The sequence below is a fragment of the Desulfurispirillum alkaliphilum genome (assembly GCF_055378285.1).
On sequence record NZ_AP042405.1, the window covers coordinates 2,241,829 to 2,257,786 of the forward strand.

Sequence of the window (15,958 nt, forward strand, 5' to 3'; positions counted from 1 at the left end):
GTGATGCTGGTATCAGGAGGTGTTCGAGATGAGGAAATTTGAGGAATTTTGCCCCAGGGCAGAACTCAAAAATACTCCTGCCATTCGTAACCAGATTATCGAGGAGTACGCTCCTTTGATAAAGTACATAGCTACACGCATACACGCAGGTCTCCCTTCGAATATCGAACTCGATGACCTTATCAGTATTGGAGCGCTGGGGCTTATTGATGCCATTGATAAATTTGATATGAATCGCGGCGTGCTCTTCAAAACCTATGCTGAATCGCGAATTCGTGGCAAGATACTCGACGAACTGCGTAAGCTTGACTGGTTGCCCCGTGGATTGCGACAAAAAAACAAGGCACTGGATCGTGCCTACAGTAAGCTGGGCATCAATGAGGGCAGGGAAGTCTCTGACGGAGAGCTGGCTGCGGAACTGGGCATTGATGAGGCAGAAGTTCAGCAGTATATCTCCCAGGCCGGTGGGTACACCATGCTGAGTCTGGATGAACAGATGTATGACCGTGATGGCAGCGAATCAGGGACGCTGAGCGACCTGATTCCTGATCGCGAAAACGCTGGTCCGGAGGAGCACCTGGAGATTACTCAGAACCAGGAATTTCTAAAAAAACATATACGCTTGCTTTCGGAGAAGGAACAGCAGATGCTGGCCCTCTATTATTACGAAGAGTTGACCATGAAGGAAATTGGGACTGTGCTGGGGATAACGGAATCCCGGGTTTCTCAGATTCACTCACAGGCCCTTTTTAAGTTAAAGAAAGCCATGGGGCGCCTCTAGGACTCGCAGAGAATATTTCGGTAAAGGATGACTTCCATGCAGCAGATCCGAGTGCTGGTAGTTGATGATTCAGCTTTCATGCGAAAAATGCTCACGACCATGATGGAGAAAGATCCAGCCATCAAGGTGGTGGGTACTGCCAAAAATGGTCAGGATGCCCTGGAGCAGATCAGTGCCTTGCAGCCCGATCTGGTGACCATGGACATAGAAATGCCGATTATGGATGGCCTGACAGCTCTGGAGCAGATCATGGAGAGGACTCCTGTTCCGGTTATCATGGTCAGTTCACTCACCACTGAGGGGGCGGAAGCTACCCTGAAGGCCCTTGATCTGGGTGCGCTGGACTTTATTGCCAAACAGACCAGCTTTGTCAGCACCGATATCGTGAAGATAGAAAAAGAGCTGATTCATAAAGTGAAGCTGTTTGCGCGCAAACAGCCGACCCAGCGTTTCCGCATTCACCGTCCGCTTACCGAGCAGCGCGTTTCAAAACGGGTGCCTGCACCCCCACCGGCATCAGTTCCTCAACAGCCGCCAAGAACGACCCCAAGACGCGCAGGAAAGGCACGTATCATCGCCATTGGCACCTCGACTGGTGGTCCCCCAGCGCTCCAGGCGGTACTTACCAGGTTGCCTGCTGCCACACCGGTGCCCATCGTTATTGTGCAACATATGCCACCTGCCTTTACCGGTCCCCTGGCCAAACGTCTGAATTCACTGTGCGCCATCGAGGTACGTGAAGCCCAGCACGGGGATGTGTTGCAACCTGGGCTGGCTCTGCTGGCCCCCGGAGCAAAGCATATGACAATCAAGGCAGGTCGCATTCAGCTTTCTGACCTGCCTGACAATACCTTGCATAAGCCAAGTGTTGATGTTATGGCACAGAGTGTGTGTCAGGAGTTTGGCGCCTCGACTCTTGGGGTGATCATGACGGGAATGGGTAATGACGGGTTGCAGGCATTCAGGATGCTCTATGAAATGGGTGGATCGGTTATCGCCCAGAGCGCTGAAACCTGCGTGGTATATGGCATGCCAAGGGCCGTCGTGGAACATGGTGTTTACACGGAAATTGCAGATCTCCAGGACATTGCCGCGCGAATACAGACCTACTGGTAATGAAGATATCGAGAACGGTCGAAGAGTATGTATATCACTCTAGAGAAGGAGAAGGGAGAACACCATGGCTGATATTCTCTCCCAGGAGGAAATAGACCAGCTGCTCTCATCGGTCAGTGCCGATGATGAGCCGGAGGCAGCCGTAGAAACCCTTACGGTTACCAAGAAGAAGGTTTCCCTCTATGATTTCAAGCGCCCTGATCGGGTCAGCAAAGATCAGATGCGGTCTATCAAGAACCTGCACGACAAGTTCGCCCGCAACTTTTCTTCCAGCCTCTCAGGGTACCTGCGTTCCATTACCGACATGAACCTCATCAGTGTCGATCAGATGACCTATGGTGAGTTTCTGATGAGCCTTCCCAACCCCACCAGCTTCAATATCATCAGCATGTTACCCCTGGATGGCAATGCTGTCCTTGAGGTCAACCCGTCTCTGGTTTTTCCAATTATCGACAAACTTCTGGGGGGGCAGGGCGAGCCCATAGATGAAGTGCGAGAAATCACTGATATTGAGCAGAACGTCATCGGTGGCGTGCTGGCCATCGCTTTGCGTGAGCTGGCAGAGGTCTGGCAACCCATCATAAATATCCGCTTCAAGATAGAGCTTCGTGAAACCAGCCCCCATGTCATCCAGATTGTCAGCCAGAACGAAGTGGTTATTCTGCTTGTTTTTGAAATTAAAGTTGGTGATGTCAGTGGTATGATGAATATCTGCATCCCTGCCATTGTCCTTGAGCCGATCATGCAGAAAATCGACTCGCAGGACTGGCTTATCGGCGCAAAGAAAATGCATGCCACGGCCAATGTTCAGCAGATTACCAGTATCGTGTCAAAATCCAGGACGAATCTGCAGGCGGTACTGGGGGAATCCACCATGACGCTGCGTGAAATTCTTGACCTTGAAATTGGCGACATACTGACGTTAAGCACCAAGGTTCGAGATCCCATGGTTCTGCAGGTTGGCGATATGAAGAAGTATTACGGCGAAATCGGCATCATCGACAATAACAAGGCATTCAAAATCCACCGTAAAATTGTGAAAGAAGATGTGTAGCCATGACACCAGAAGGATTGAGTCAAGAAGAAATTAACGCGATGCTTAATATGGTTGGAGACAGTGAAGATGATGGGCCTGATCTGAGCGATTTCTCCCGCATTGTGGTGAGTAATCTGTCGTCGTCCATGGGTACCAGTATCAACAATCCTTTGGAGATGCAGGTTGCCGGTGAAGGCATGGTAAGTGGTGATGCGCTGGGAGCTGAACCACAGGTGATACTGTCACGAGTTCCCTTTGAAGAGGGAGCCACTGGAACCATGTTCCTCGTGGCACCGATTTCCATGGCCAGTATCTTTGTCGATCTCATGATGATGGGTGAGGGCACGGCGAAGGACAGCATGGAGGAGGATGATCTTGATGCCTACAGTGATCTGCTTAATACGTCCTTTTCCAGTTGTGTTGTCCCTCTGAATGAAGCAGCTCAGGGGGTAAAGTTCCGTTTTGCCTCAGTGAGTTCGTCGGTCTTTGACCAGGACTCACTTGCCAGCGCACTCGGGGATGAGAGTCTGTATCGCCTGGAGATCAGTGTGAATGCTCCCGGCAAAGTGGATGGTACTCTGCAGCTTTTGATACCCCAGACTCTGGCCCAAGAAATTTCATCCGCATTTAGCGAGCAGGAAAGCGCCAGTGATGGTGATGATCTGTTTGACTTCAGTGATGTGGACCTGGAGAATCTGGCTGCAGATGACAGTTCAGCTGATTTCGGTGGTTTTGACAGTGGTGGCGGTGGTGGAGGCGCCGGTTCCTCCAGCCTCAACAAGGAGCAGATGCGGAACATCGAAATGCTGCTGGATATTGATCTGGCAGTTATCATTCGCATCGGTTCAACCAAGATATACCTGAAAGACCTGCTGAAACTGGGCTCCGGCTCTATTGTGGAACTGGATAAAAAAGCGGGTGATCCCGTGGAACTTGTCGTAAACAAGAAAGTCATTGCCCGCGGGGAAGTGGTGGTCATCGACGCGAATTTCGGCCTGCGCATCAACGAGATTCTCAGCAAGCGTGATCGACTGGAAAGTCTGCGGGGCTAGCGGGGAATACTGATGTCAAAAATTATCGGCATAGATTTTGGCACGACCAACTCGGTGGTGGCCTATATAGACAGTGGCAGACCAGTGGTTATCCCCAACAGTTCCGGGGAGGCCCTGACCCCGAGTGCTGTGGCATTTCAGAAAGATGGCAGTGCTCTGATCGGCAATACTGCAAAGAATCAGGCCGTGATCAACAGTGAACGAACCTTTCTCTCCATCAAACGCCATATGGGGACAAGCTTCACTTCAACCATAGATGGCATACGCTATCGTCCTGAGATGATAGCCGCCATGATCATACGCCAACTGCGCAGTGAAGCGGAAGAAGCCCTTGGTATGCCAATTCAGCGCGCTGTCATTACCGTCCCCGCCTACTTCAGTGATCAGCAGCGGCAATCGGTGAAGGATGCCGGACGCCTTGCCGGGCTGGAAGTGGCGCGTATTATTAACGAGCCTACAGCGGCAGCACTGGCCTACGGTATTGATCGTGGGAACCATGAAATCATCGCTGTTTTTGACCTGGGTGGAGGAACATACGATATTTCTATCCTTGAAGTGTGCGATGGTGTTGTGGAAGTGCTGGCCACCTCCGGAAACAACCACCTTGGTGGTGATGATCTGGACAGCGCCCTGATACAGCACATCGCACAGCAGTTTTATCGTCAGCACTCCATTGACCTCACCGAGGATAAAATGGCCATGCAGAAACTTCGCGAGGACGCTGAAAAAGCAAAAATCATGCTCTCGGAAGTTTCGGAAGTCACTATTAACATACCCTTTATCACTGCTGACAATACCGGACCGAAGCACCTGGAAGTCACCATAAACAGGGCACAGTTTGATGAGATCATCAAACCCATCGTGGCGCAGCTCATCCCTCCCGCCGAAGCGGCTCTCAATGATGCTGGTCTCAAACCCGAAGATATTTCGCGGGCATTACTGGTCGGAGGTACCACGCGCGTGCCACTGGTGCAGAAAACCATAGAAAAATTTACCGGGAAGCCTGTCTCAAAAAATGTCAACCCCGTCGAGTGCGTTGCATTGGGCGCTGCGGTGCAGGCAGGTATCATAGAAGGTGATGTCAAGGATCTTATACTGGTTGATATCACTCCGCTGACCCTGGGGATTGAAACCGAGGGTGACAGATTTATCCCCATCATCAACCGCAATACCGCTCTTCCCTGCTCAAACTCCAAAGTCTTCACTACCATCAGCGATAATCAGAATGTGGTGGAGGTGCATATTCTGCAGGGTGAAAGTGAACGTGCCTCCAATAATATCTCCCTGGGAAAATTTCAACTGACAGGCATACGCATGGCAGCCAAGGGGGAGCCTCGCATTGAAGTGACCTTTAATATTGATGTCGACGGTATCGTGTCTGTTTCCGCCATAGATCTGGATACGCGCAACCGGCAGGAGATTAACATCAAGGATTTTAATCGGATATCTGAGATTCAGATGCGATCACAGGTCCGTTTCATAGAAAAAAAGGTGCTGCGAAATGCACAATAATTGCCTTTTTCTGAAGAGTTTATTATAGTATCCTCTTAAAAAAATGCATCAAAATGTTTCGAAATTATAGTAATGGAGGATTAGATGGATCGCAAGGATATAAAGATCATCACCGTAGATGATTCTTCCACTATGAGGCGTATCATCAAGAATACGCTTACCCGCCTTGGCTTCAAGGATATCATTGAAGCTGACAATGGTGTGACTGGCCTTGCAGCACTGGGCGAAAACAAGGTGGATCTCGTGATTACCGACTGGAATATGCCGGAAATGGACGGGCTTCAGTTTGTCAAGGCGATCCGTACCAATGAAGAGTACAAACACCTGCCTATTCTTATGATCACGACGGAAGCCGCCAAGGAAGATATTCTCGAAGCTCTGCGCTCAGGCGTGAATAATTACATTGTCAAACCCTTTACTCCTGAGACCCTGGAAGAGAAAATATCCAAGGTACTGGGACTGTAAAATGACCCACGTTCAGGATGCCTCCCATGGATAGCGAAACACGACGGGAGCTGGTGTCTATTCTGCAACGGATGGTTGATGGAGACTTGAAACACGTCACCAGGGACACCACCCACCTGCAGCCACACATAGTTGAGAAGCTGAACAGGCTTTGTCAGAAGCTCAACCCTATAGCGCCGGTGATGTCATCCTGTTTACACGATATACCAGTGATGGAGAAATCCCTTGAAGAGATCGTTTCCATCACGGAAGACTCAGTAGTGCACCTTATGTCATCCAGTGAGCAATTGCTTGATCGCTTTAACAGCGTCAAGGATCTGCTGGAACGGACGGTGGCTTCTGAGAGTGATTATGGTATTCATTTTCAGAAAATAGAGGAACTGAACCAGCAGAATCAGGACGAAATATATGACATGATGAGTTCCCTGGAATTCCAGGATATTACTCATCAGAAGGTTGACAGGCTCAGCAAACTTGTCGGTGACATGCAGACCCGTGTTGACGAGCTGGCAGCCGTACTTTCGTTGAGGCAAAGCCATGGGGCCGCACCTCAACTGTTGAAACGTGAAGAAGAAACATCAGCAGATGACCAGGGGTTGGTCGATAAACTTCTCGCTGAATTCGGACTCTGACAGGGGGAGCAATGGGACACGAAGATACAGAAATTATCGAGGACTTTCTGGTCGAGACAGACGAACTGCTGGAAAAGCTTGACCAGGATCTTATCGAGCTTGAAAACAGTCCGGATAATTACGACCTCCTGAACGCCATTTTCCGCTGCGCCCATACGGTAAAGGGCACCAGCGGATTTCTGGGTTTTACCACCATGGCGGAGCTGACTCACCATGCTGAAGATGTTTTGAATAAACTGCGCAAGGGCGATCTTGTCATGAATCCCCATACCATGGATATTCTGCTGGAAGCCTTTGATCTGGTGAAGAGCATCACTGAGGATATTCGCTCTGGCCGTGGCGACTCCCAGCAGGATATCAGCGGGGTTGTCGAGCGATTGCACCTGATTACCGAAGGCAAAGAAGGCGAAGTCGTTCTGGACCATGAGACGCCGCCAGCGCCCCAGACTCTGCCAGCCGAAGAAACGGCTGCAGTTCCACCCGCTGTGTCGCCCCGCCCTGCTGCGGCAGTTGCCGCAACTGCTCCGGTTGCTGATCCCCACCCCATTGCCCCAGCGTCTGAACCCACCAAAAAAACTCCACCCCCGGCTCCCGCTGCCAAGAACGCTCCCAAGCAGGCAGCTGCCGATGATCGAAAAAAAGGTGAACAGACGATCCGTGTCGATGTAGACCGCCTGGACGCGCTTATGAATCTGGTTGGAGAGCTGGTTCTTGGACGTAACCGCATACTTCAGCTTACCAGCCAGATGGAGTCTGATCGTGATAACGAGCATGTGGAAGCCCTCAGTGAGACCAGTGCCCAGTTGAGCCTGATCACCACCGAGCTTCAGATGGCGGTCATGAAGACACGCATGCTGCCTGTTGGTAAAGTGTTCAATCGGTTTCCGCGGATGGTGCGCGATCTCTCCCGCGAATTGAAAAAAGACATCGAACTCATCATCACTGGCGAAGATACCGAACTTGACAAGTCTGTGGTTGAAGAGATCGGAGACCCTCTGGTTCACCTGATCCGCAACTCCTGCGACCATGGGGTGGAAACACCGGAAGAGCGCAAGGCGGTTGGCAAACCCGCAACGGGGAAAGTACACCTTTCAGCTTTCCATGAAGGGAACCATATCGTCATCGAAATCAAGGATGATGGCAAGGGTATAGATGCCGATGTCATCAAGGCCAAGGCTGTTGAAAAAGGCGTCATCACCGAAGCCGAAGCCAGTCGCATGGGCAAGACCGAGGCGCTGAACCTGATCTTTGCGCCGGGTTTCTCTACCGCCGCCAAGGTTACAGATGTCAGTGGACGCGGTGTTGGTATGGATGTGGTGCGTACCAATATTGAAAAACTCAATGGTCTGATTGTCATCGATACAGACCTTGGCAAAGGTTCCACCTTTACGATCAAAATCCCCCTTACCCTGGCCATCATTCAAGTGCTTCTGGTGGGTGTATCCGACGAAAGCTATGCGATTCCCCTGGTGTCGGTGGTTGAAACGGTCAAAGTCACCAGAGGAGAAATTAAAACCATCGAACGTAAACAAGTGCTGCGATTACGTGATGAAGTGGTCCCCCTGGTAAAGCTGTCCGGCATTTTCGATGTGCCTACAGAAGAAAAAAACGACGTCTATATTGTCATCCTCGGGCTCGCGGAGCGGCGTATTGGTTTGATTGTCGATACACTGCTGGGGCAGGAGGAAATCGTCATTAAGACCCTCGGCGACTATCTCAAGGGGACCCCTGGCATAACCGGTGCTACCATCATGGGTGATGGTAGGGTGAATCTCATCGTCGATGTGGCCTCCATGATTGAGATGGCAGCGGAAGGTGCCGCATCATGAAATCGCTGAAGCGCCGTGACATGCTGAAGCTCTGTGCTGTCCTGGCCGTGCTTCTGGTTGGCGGCGGCAGCTTTCACGAAGCCAGTGCCTATCGAACCACGAAATATTTTCTTCTGGAAGTTTATCCGGTGGAGGGTGTACCCTTTCGCACTCTCTCACACCTTCCTCCCATGTCATACTTTCATCATTATGGTGGTGAAAGCGCCTTTATCAATGTATACCCTCTTTACTCGATCCAGGCTCCCAACAATAACCTGTCAACCTTTCAGCAACTGGTGGAGCAAGAGGGCCTCGGCCCGGCCAATTACCTTCCCCTTGATCCCGGGCAAGCGCAAAATCGAGGCAAAGGCAGATTGGCCAAGGATCGACAATGGTATCGGTAACATGGAGCACTCATGGTTAAGCGCGTAACCTCTGACAGTCTGATAATGATGAGCGAAGGCGAATTTGAGTTCCTGATCAGTCGTCTGCTGCGACATATTGGCTTTTCCATCAATGAAAGCCTTGATTTTGGCAACAACGAGCGTATCTACATCGCCCAGGGACGCAAAAAACCCTATATGGGGAAGTTTGTCATACGGTACAAGCGCAATACCGGGGAAGATGACGTTCTCGATATGGAGTTCCTGAACGGGACATCCCATTGGACGATCCGCGAAGCCACCAACAAGGTTCTTATTGTCAGTAACTGTAACTTCTCGGAAGAACTGCAGTTTCACGCCGATAACTCGGAAGTCGAACTGATAGGAGCCGATGAAATCGTTCGACTCGCCAATGAGATCGCCGAAGAAGATGAAAGGCGCAAAAAAGAGCAGGAAAGCATCAAGAAGCGCCGCAAGCGCCCAAATGTGCCCTATGGACGCACCCTGATACTTAAACTTGAAACTGAATACACTATTGATCTCGCACCGGTTACAGTGAAGGAATGGCTCAATGTCTGGCTGCGCATCAAGTCGGAAATCGAAGTTATTCTGGCCACCGCCCTGAAAATCGACCCGGAATCCGTGGACAAGAATGATTCCGAGCGCCTGAAGTCCCTGACCACAAAACTTGAAGGCCTCTACTTCGACCTCATGAAGTACAAGGTGCCCGATGTGGCGCAACTCAGTCGTGATATGGCGGAACGGGTGCTGGAAAACGTCATCCTGCTGGTCACGGGAACGCTCTACGAGGAACCCTTGGAGGACATTGAAGACTATCGTGCCAATATCACGAAACTTGATAATGAGCTGACGGCGGTGAACAAGGAGCTGGTGGAGTACCTGGAAGAGAAGGAAAAGGAAGTCAAGCGTCGGGAAAAGTTCCGCAATATCGTCCTGGTGGGCTATGTGGTGGGGATCCTGCTGCTGATGGCCATACTGGTGTCCAAGACATGACCCGTGCAGAACTCCAGAAACAGATCCATGGACTGCTGCAGACAGTAGTTTTTCTCCGTGATGAGTCCCAGAATCTGCGTGAGCAGCTTAGGGATGGTGACATCAAGGTTGGCAGAAAGCTCAATATGAGCGCAGACTACCTGGAGTTGGCTTCACGTCTGAGCGCGGAAATAGAAAAAAAACTGCAGGAACTTTCCACGGTGGTGGAGTCACAGGAGAGCCCCGATGGTGAGTTCCGTTTTCAGGATGACTACGGGACATTTGACAGTCGTCTTAACGAATTTCTGGGCCCTGGTGGCTCAAAACAGCAGTGACCTGAGGGAAGATTGACCCCTGGCACCCGCAAATTACCCCTTATCGCTGCTTCCTCCCGGACCTGACGAGGTTCAGAGTCTTGCGCCGCAGGGGATCTTCCCTACAGGTCGCGTGCAACATACCATAGGCATATCAGGGCCGCAAGGTCTCCCCATAGAAAAATTCAGGAGTAGAAACGCAATGCAGAAAAATGTTCAGATTTCCCGTGCCCTCATCAGTGTCTCCGACAAAACCGGCATTGTTGAGCTGGCCCGGTTTCTCCATAGTCGAGGAGTACAGATACTTTCCACAGGCGGCACTGCCAGACTGCTGCAGCAGAGCGAAATTCCCGTAGTGGAAGTTGGCGATTATACTGGAACCCGTGAAATGCTTGATGGTCGTGTGAAAACCCTTCATCCGAAGGTACATGGCGGCATTCTGGGCATGCGCGATAACGCTGAGCATCGTCAGCAGATGAAGGACCACGGCATCGACCCCATCGACCTGGTGGTGGTCAATCTGTATCCCTTTGAACAGACAGTCAGAAAGGGCTGCACCTACGAGGAAGCCGTTGAAAACATCGACATCGGTGGGCCGACCATGCTGCGCAGTGCCGCCAAGAATCATCAGGATGTGGTAGTCGTGGTGGACCCAAGCGACTATACTGCCCTGCAGGCTGAAGTTGAATCCACTGGAGTGGTAAGCTTTGATACGCGCAGGAATCTTGCCCGTAAGGTCTACCTGCACACTGCCAGCTATGACGCCATCATCAGCGGATATTTCAATGAAGAGCAGTCTGTGGACTTTCCAGACACCTGGGTAATGAGCGGGGCGAAACTGCAGGACCTGCGTTATGGCGAAAATCCACACCAGCAGGCCGCTTTTTATGGCGATCCCTTCCGTAGTGAGGCCAGTGTGGCGACCGCCAGGCAGCTGCATGGCAAGGAACTCAGCTACAATAACATCATTGACGCTGACGCGGCTCTGGAACTGGTTAAAGAGTTCCAACTGCCCACTGTCGTCATTATCAAACACACCAACCCCAGCGGTGTTGCTTCCGCTGGGACCATAGCCGAGGCATATGCAAAAGCGCTCGCAACTGACCCCGTCAGCGCCTTTGGTGGTGTGATCGCCGCCAATCGCCCCATAGACGAGACAGCTGCCGGCGAAATGGCTCAGCTCTTTGTGGAGATTATTATCGCACCTTCCTTTACCCCGCAGGCTCTGGAAATACTCACTCGCAAGAAAAACATCCGTCTGCTGGAGACTGGCACCCTTGACGCGAAACGTGATCGTGAGAAATTCGTGCGCAAGGTTACCGGCGGATTCCTGGTGCAGGATCGCGACCTCGGCATGATCGACAATATTGAAACCTGTCGGGTCGCCACTGAAATCAAGCCGACGGCCGAGCAGTACCGCGCTCTCATCTTTGCCTGGAAAGTGTGCAAACACGTCAAGTCCAACGCCATTGTCTACGCCAATGATGGTCAACTGGTCGGCGTGGGCGCTGGCCAGATGAGCCGGGTCGACTCAAGCCGCCTGGGAGTGCAGCGCGCGCAGATGCCGATCGAAGATACGGTGATGGCATCTGACGCCTTTTTCCCCTTCCGTGACAGCATTGACGCCGCAGCCGCTGTTGGCGTGAAGGCCATCATTCAACCAGGTGGCTCGGTCAGGGACGAAGAAGTTATCGCTGCCTGCAATGAGCATGGCATCGCCATGGTTTTGACTGGCATGCGTCACTTCCGGCACTGATGATGTCGATTCAGAGACGTCAGACACCATCACTGTGGATCGGCAAGGTTGAGGTCGGGGGCTCTGCCCCCGTTTCCATTCAAAGTATGACCACAACCAGGACCACGGATATCCGTGCAACAGTGGCACAGATCAGCGAGCTGGCCACTGCCGGCTGCGATATCGTACGCGTCGCCGTTCCCGACGAGGCGTCCTCCCACAGTCTGGCGGAGCTGGTTCCCCTTTCGCCTCTCCCCGTAGTTGCCGATATCCACTTTAACCATACCTTTGCCCTGCGCGCGCTTGATGCTGGAGTGCACGGGTTACGCATCAACCCTGGAAATATCGGTTCTGCGGAGCGCATTGCCAGTGTTGTGGAAAAGGCGCGCAGCCGCAATGTGCCGATTCGCATTGGCGTCAATGCGGGGAGCCTTGAGAAGGATATCCTGCAGCGCCACGGGCACCCTGGCCCAGAAGCCATGGTGGAGAGTGGTCTGCGCCATATCGCGCTGCTGGAAAAGCTCAACTACCGCAATATGAAGATTTCCCTCAAAGCCAGTGATGTCTACACCACCATGCAGGCATATCGGCTGATAGCGTCAAAGGTTCCCTATCCCCTCCACCTGGGAGTCACCGAAGCCGGCACGGAATTCGGCGGTACTGTCAAAAGCGCCATTGGCATCGGTGGCCTGCTGTCTGAAGGTATCGGCGATACCATCCGCGTCTCACTGACTGCTGACCCCGTCCGCGAAATCCGTGTGGCCCGGAAGATCCTGCAATCCCTGGGTCTGCGCAGAGAGGGGGTCAACTTTGTCTCCTGCCCGACCTGCGGTCGGGTCGAGGTTGATCTGGTCAGCCTGGCAAACCGTGTGGAAGAAGCGCTGCAGCATATCCCCCACCCCATTACCGTCGCGGTGATGGGCTGTCCGGTCAATGGCCCCGGTGAAGCCCGTGAAGCCGATTATGGCATTGCCGGGGGCAAGGGCCGGGGGCTGGTCATGCACCATGGTGAGGTGGTGGGCTGGTTTCCCGAGGATCAGCTGGTGGAAACCCTCTTGGCATTGATTCATAAGGATTTCCCCGCCCCCTCCGATTTTGCTTGATTTTTCAGAGCGAAAAGCCATATATCGTCCAATCTCAAACCCTTGGGTGGTGGTACTAAACCCTTGGGATTTTCCCTGCCGGGGGCACCTCCATGGACGAACTCTCCTTCACCTTTTCCTGGTTTTCGACACTGCTTCTGCCACTGCTTATCATGATTGCGAAAGTTGTGGAGGTAGCCGTAGGGACCATCCGTATCATGTTCGTCTCCCGGGGAATGAAATACCTGGCTCCACTGGTGGGGTTTATCGAGGTCATTATCTGGCTGGCCGCCATCACTCAGGTCATGTCGAACATGGGAAATATCGCCAACTATATGGCCTACGCCATTGGCTTTACTGTGGGAAACTACCTTGGCATTATCATTGAGGAGCGTATCAGCCTGGGGTACAGCCTGGTGCGTGTCATCACCCGGCGCGATGCCACAGAACTGGTGCACTACCTGAAGGAGTCCCGCTATCATGTCACCCATGTGGACGCTGAAGGAGAGCTCGGCGATGTCAAGGTCATCTTCACGACCATACGCAGACGTGAACTGCCCCGGGTACTTGAAATCATCAAGACGTTTAACCCTCGGGCCTGTTACACCATAGAAGATCTGCGTTTTGTCAGTGAAAGCGGCTTACCCCATGGTGCCACCCGCAGTGCCATGGGTCTGCAGTCATTGCTCCCTGTTGCCTTGCGTCGTCAGACGGTGAAGGAGCAGGTGGTCGCCCCCTGATTTCAAAGGGTGATTTTCCCTCATTTTTGCGATAGTATGCCCCTATGAAACAGCCAGAGAAGGAGTACCGGACACATGATGGAACAGGATTCCAATGAACAGATAGAACAGCGCAAACTGAAGCTGAGCCAGCTGCAGGAGATGGGTGTTAACCCCTACAGTGGTCGCAGTGAGCGTAATACGGATATTGTCACCATCCACCATGCCCATGGTGAACAGGACAGACAGCAGCTCGAGGATACCAGGGAGAGTCTGCCTCGCTATACCATTGCCGGCAGGATAATGGCTTTGCGGAGTTTCGGTAAGGCCGCTTTTGTGAAACTGCGCGACCGTACCGGTTCGGTACAGGCCTATGTGGCCCGAGATGATATCGGCAGTGACGCCTTTGGACAGTTCAAGAAAATCGAAGTGGGCGATATCATCGAAGTCTGTGGCTTTCCCTTTCGCACAAAGACCGATGAACTGTCACTGCATGCCACCACATGTCGTCTGCTCGTCAAGGCCGTGCGACCACTGCCGGAGAAATGGCACGGGCTGAAGGATCGGGAAACCTGTTACCGGCAGCGCTATGTGGATCTTATGGTGAACGAGGAGTCACGGGAGCGTTTTCTCATGCGCGGGCGCATCGTGAAGTTTATCCGCGACTACTTCACCGCCCGTGACTATCTGGAAGTGGAAACACCCATGATGCATCCTCTCCTGGGCGGAGCTGCTGCCAAACCCTTTGTGACCCATCACAATACCCTGGATATGGATCTCTATCTGCGCATCGCGCCGGAACTTTATCTGAAGCGCCTGGTGGTAGGGGGTTTTGATCGGGTATTTGAAATTAATCGAAACTTCCGCAATGAAGGCATATCGCCGAAACATAATCCAGAGTTCACCATGATCGAGTGGTATCAGGCCTACGCCACTTACCACGACCTCATGGATCTGACCGAAGACATGCTCTGTACCATGACCCGACAGTTGCTTGGCAGCGACACCATCACATACGGTGAACACCAGATTCGCCTGCAGGCGCCCTTTCCCCGGCTGACCATTCGCCAGGCCCTGTTGCAGTATTCCCACCTCACGGAGGCAGAACTTGAGGATGTACAGAGCCTCCAGCGGCTGCTCAAGGAATTGGGTGTCGACGGGGAGCATATGTCCCATGAGCGCATTCTCTTTGCCCTGTTCGAAGAACTTGTGGAGAGTAAACTGATTCAGCCGACGTTTATCGTGGACTTCCCCAAGGAGATCAGTCCGCTGGCGAAATCGCATCAGGACAATCCCGATATCACCGAGCGATTTGAACTCTTTGTGGCTGGCTGGGAGCTGTGTAACGGGTTCACAGAGCTCAATGACCCGGTGGATCAGTATGAGCGATTCCTGAAGCAGGTCGAAGCGAAGCAGTCTGGCGATGAAGAAGCCACCGACATGGATCTGGACTATATCCGCGCCCTGGAATACGGGTTGCCGCCCACGGCCGGCGAAGGCATGGGTATCGACAGACTGGTGATGCTGATGACGAATGCACAGACGATACGTGATGTCATACTCTTCCCCCATATGCGCCCTGAGCATATCTGAGGTGAGGGCTTCATAAGCAGAAGCCCCTTCAGGGCTTACCAAGAAGTCCTTGCATTTTGCACAAACAGCTCCGATAATTCTGCCCAGTGAAGAGACTTCAGTAACCACAAACCCTCATGGAGGCTTATATGGCAAAGCGATTTGAAGTGTACAAGTGTGAAGTGTGCGGCAATATCACCCAGGTTTTTCACGCATCAAACGGTCCGCTTGCCTGCTGCGGACAGCCCATGGTTCTCATGGTGGAAAATACTGTTGATGCCGCCAAGGAAAAACATGTACCTGTGGTGGAAAAGATTGACGGTGGCATCAAGGTCAGCGTGGGCAGTGTTGAGCACCCTATGGAAGACAAGCATTACATAGAGTGGATAGAGGTTATCGCGGGCGACACGTTCTACGTTCAGTTCCTGAAACCCGGTCAGAAACCCGAGGCCACCTTCCCCATTACCGATGACAATATTATCGTGAGGGAGTACTGCAACCTGCACGGTCTCTGGAAAGCCTGATTCTCGGTAACTCTTTACGGTGTGTTGGTACTCGCGCCAGCATTCCTCCCAGAGACGCTCACTTTCGTCCGAGGACCAACGTCTCTGCCGCTCGCCATCCGGGCTCGCTCTCGGAATACTGGGCTCCTGCTGAAACAAACGCAGGGTAGCTGTGAATGGTTACGATTCTCGTAAAGAAAGAATACGAAAGAAAAGCGGTGGGAATCCCACCGCTTTTCTTCTTTCTGCACATGA

16 protein-coding genes and 1 other RNA gene are annotated in these 15,958 nt (G+C 52.3%); 16 read left to right on the top strand and 1 reads right to left on the bottom strand.

Going from position 1 to position 15,958, the window contains the following annotated elements; genetic code table 11:
• Positions 1 to 28 precede the first annotated feature (28 nt).
• The 11 genes from ACZ46I_RS10080 (at position 29) to ACZ46I_RS10130 (ending at position 10,113) form a co-directional block, all read left to right on the top strand.
• Entirely contained in the window at positions 29 to 781 is a 753-nt protein-coding gene (locus ACZ46I_RS10080; protein ID WP_013505978.1) for a sigma-70 family RNA polymerase sigma factor, read from the top strand.
• 36 nt (positions 782 to 817) lie between these two features.
• A complete protein-coding gene (locus ACZ46I_RS10085) occupies positions 818 to 1,897 on the top strand; it encodes a protein-glutamate methylesterase/protein-glutamine glutaminase (RefSeq protein WP_013505977.1) in 1,080 nt (359 codons plus the stop codon).
• A 64-nt stretch (positions 1,898 to 1,961) separates the two neighbouring features.
• Positions 1,962 to 2,951 carry a flagellar motor switch protein FliM gene (fliM, locus tag ACZ46I_RS10090; RefSeq protein WP_013505976.1) on the top strand — a complete coding sequence of 330 codons (990 nt, stop codon included), beginning with the start codon at positions 1,962 to 1,964 and terminating at the stop codon, positions 2,949 to 2,951.
• A gap of 41 nt (positions 2,952 to 2,992) precedes the next feature.
• Positions 2,993 to 3,985, top strand: coding sequence for a flagellar motor switch protein FliN (fliN, locus tag ACZ46I_RS10095; RefSeq protein ID WP_013505975.1), 993 nt, complete (start codon positions 2,993 to 2,995; stop codon positions 3,983 to 3,985).
• Between the two features lie 12 nt (positions 3,986 to 3,997).
• Positions 3,998 to 5,497 (top strand): molecular chaperone DnaK, encoded by a 1,500-nt coding sequence (gene dnaK / locus ACZ46I_RS10100; RefSeq protein ID WP_013505974.1) that lies wholly within the window; start codon positions 3,998 to 4,000, stop codon positions 5,495 to 5,497.
• Between the two features lie 84 nt (positions 5,498 to 5,581).
• Positions 5,582 to 5,962 carry a chemotaxis response regulator CheY gene (locus ACZ46I_RS10105; RefSeq protein ID WP_013505973.1) on the top strand — a complete coding sequence of 127 codons (381 nt, stop codon included), beginning with the start codon at positions 5,582 to 5,584 and terminating at the stop codon, positions 5,960 to 5,962.
• Positions 5,963 to 5,988: 26 nt separating this feature from the next.
• The gene (locus ACZ46I_RS10110; RefSeq protein WP_013505972.1) at positions 5,989 to 6,594 is read left to right on the top strand and encodes a hypothetical protein; all 606 of its coding nucleotides are present in this window, start codon (positions 5,989 to 5,991) and stop codon (positions 6,592 to 6,594) included.
• An 11-nt stretch (positions 6,595 to 6,605) separates the two neighbouring features.
• Entirely contained in the window at positions 6,606 to 8,423 is a 1,818-nt protein-coding gene (locus tag ACZ46I_RS10115; RefSeq protein ID WP_464280703.1) for a chemotaxis protein CheA, read from the top strand.
• A complete protein-coding gene (locus ACZ46I_RS10120; RefSeq protein ID WP_464280704.1) occupies positions 8,420 to 8,806 on the top strand; it encodes a hypothetical protein in 387 nt (128 codons plus the stop codon). The genes ACZ46I_RS10115 and ACZ46I_RS10120 overlap by 4 nt, the downstream gene beginning before the upstream one ends.
• Before the next feature lie 12 nt (positions 8,807 to 8,818).
• A complete protein-coding gene (locus ACZ46I_RS10125; protein ID WP_013505969.1) occupies positions 8,819 to 9,799 on the top strand; it encodes a restriction endonuclease in 981 nt (326 codons plus the stop codon).
• Positions 9,796 to 10,113: a hypothetical protein gene (locus ACZ46I_RS10130; RefSeq protein ID WP_013505968.1), complete on the top strand. Its 318-nt coding sequence runs from the start codon at positions 9,796 to 9,798 to the stop codon at positions 10,111 to 10,113. The genes ACZ46I_RS10125 and ACZ46I_RS10130 overlap by 4 nt, the downstream gene beginning before the upstream one ends.
• Before the next feature lie 2 nt (positions 10,114 to 10,115).
• Here the strand turns inward: ACZ46I_RS10130 and ffs are convergent.
• Positions 10,116 to 10,215, bottom strand: an RNA gene (gene ffs / locus ACZ46I_RS10135) — signal recognition particle sRNA small type.
• A 79-nt stretch (positions 10,216 to 10,294) separates the two neighbouring features.
• On the opposite strand from ffs, the gene purH reads away from it, so the two are divergent.
• The 5 genes from purH (at position 10,295) to ACZ46I_RS10160 (ending at position 15,724) form a co-directional block, all read left to right on the top strand.
• Entirely contained in the window at positions 10,295 to 11,848 is a 1,554-nt protein-coding gene (gene purH, locus ACZ46I_RS10140) for a bifunctional phosphoribosylaminoimidazolecarboxamide formyltransferase/IMP cyclohydrolase (RefSeq protein ID WP_464280705.1), read from the top strand.
• Positions 11,848 to 12,930, top strand: a complete 1,083-nt coding sequence (gene ispG, locus ACZ46I_RS10145) for a flavodoxin-dependent (E)-4-hydroxy-3-methylbut-2-enyl-diphosphate synthase (RefSeq protein WP_013505966.1) — start codon at positions 11,848 to 11,850, stop codon at positions 12,928 to 12,930. The genes purH and ispG overlap by 1 nt, the downstream gene beginning before the upstream one ends.
• A 92-nt stretch (positions 12,931 to 13,022) precedes the next feature.
• The gene (locus ACZ46I_RS10150) at positions 13,023 to 13,649 is read left to right on the top strand and encodes a DUF2179 domain-containing protein (protein ID WP_464280706.1); all 627 of its coding nucleotides are present in this window, start codon (positions 13,023 to 13,025) and stop codon (positions 13,647 to 13,649) included.
• A 75-nt stretch (positions 13,650 to 13,724) separates the two neighbouring features.
• The gene (gene lysS / locus ACZ46I_RS10155; protein WP_464280707.1) at positions 13,725 to 15,221 is read left to right on the top strand and encodes a lysine--tRNA ligase; all 1,497 of its coding nucleotides are present in this window, start codon (positions 13,725 to 13,727) and stop codon (positions 15,219 to 15,221) included.
• 128 nt (positions 15,222 to 15,349) lie between these two features.
• Positions 15,350 to 15,724, top strand: coding sequence for a desulfoferrodoxin (locus ACZ46I_RS10160; RefSeq protein ID WP_226507554.1), 375 nt, complete (start codon positions 15,350 to 15,352; stop codon positions 15,722 to 15,724).
• Positions 15,725 to 15,958: the final 234 nt, after the last annotated feature.

Excerpts from the sequence above, each read along its gene's own strand:
- ACZ46I_RS10080 (WP_013505978.1), top strand. The coding sequence starts at position 29 with ATGAGGAAATTTGAGGAATTTTGCCCCAGGGCAGAACTCAAAAATACT.
- purH (WP_464280705.1), top strand. The coding sequence starts at position 10,295 with ATGCAGAAAAATGTTCAGATTTCCCGTGCCCTCATCAGTGTCTCCGAC.
- ACZ46I_RS10115 (WP_464280703.1), top strand. The coding sequence starts at position 6,606 with ATGGGACACGAAGATACAGAAATTATCGAGGACTTTCTGGTCGAGACA.
- ACZ46I_RS10085 (WP_013505977.1), top strand. The coding sequence starts at position 818 with ATGCAGCAGATCCGAGTGCTGGTAGTTGATGATTCAGCTTTCATGCGA.
- ACZ46I_RS10105 (WP_013505973.1), top strand. The coding sequence starts at position 5,582 with ATGGATCGCAAGGATATAAAGATCATCACCGTAGATGATTCTTCCACT.
- fliN (WP_013505975.1), top strand. The coding sequence starts at position 2,993 with ATGCTTAATATGGTTGGAGACAGTGAAGATGATGGGCCTGATCTGAGC.
- dnaK (WP_013505974.1), top strand. The coding sequence starts at position 3,998 with ATGTCAAAAATTATCGGCATAGATTTTGGCACGACCAACTCGGTGGTG.
- fliM (WP_013505976.1), top strand. The coding sequence starts at position 1,962 with ATGGCTGATATTCTCTCCCAGGAGGAAATAGACCAGCTGCTCTCATCG.
- ACZ46I_RS10130 (WP_013505968.1), top strand. The coding sequence starts at position 9,796 with ATGACCCGTGCAGAACTCCAGAAACAGATCCATGGACTGCTGCAGACA.
- ACZ46I_RS10110 (WP_013505972.1), top strand. The coding sequence starts at position 5,989 with ATGGATAGCGAAACACGACGGGAGCTGGTGTCTATTCTGCAACGGATG.
- ACZ46I_RS10160 (WP_226507554.1), top strand. The coding sequence starts at position 15,350 with ATGGCAAAGCGATTTGAAGTGTACAAGTGTGAAGTGTGCGGCAATATC.
- ACZ46I_RS10150 (WP_464280706.1), top strand. The coding sequence starts at position 13,023 with ATGGACGAACTCTCCTTCACCTTTTCCTGGTTTTCGACACTGCTTCTG.
- ACZ46I_RS10120 (WP_464280704.1), top strand. The coding sequence starts at position 8,420 with ATGAAATCGCTGAAGCGCCGTGACATGCTGAAGCTCTGTGCTGTCCTG.
- lysS (WP_464280707.1), top strand. The coding sequence starts at position 13,725 with ATGATGGAACAGGATTCCAATGAACAGATAGAACAGCGCAAACTGAAG.
- ispG (WP_013505966.1), top strand. The coding sequence starts at position 11,848 with ATGATGTCGATTCAGAGACGTCAGACACCATCACTGTGGATCGGCAAG.
- ACZ46I_RS10125 (WP_013505969.1), top strand. The coding sequence starts at position 8,819 with ATGGTTAAGCGCGTAACCTCTGACAGTCTGATAATGATGAGCGAAGGC.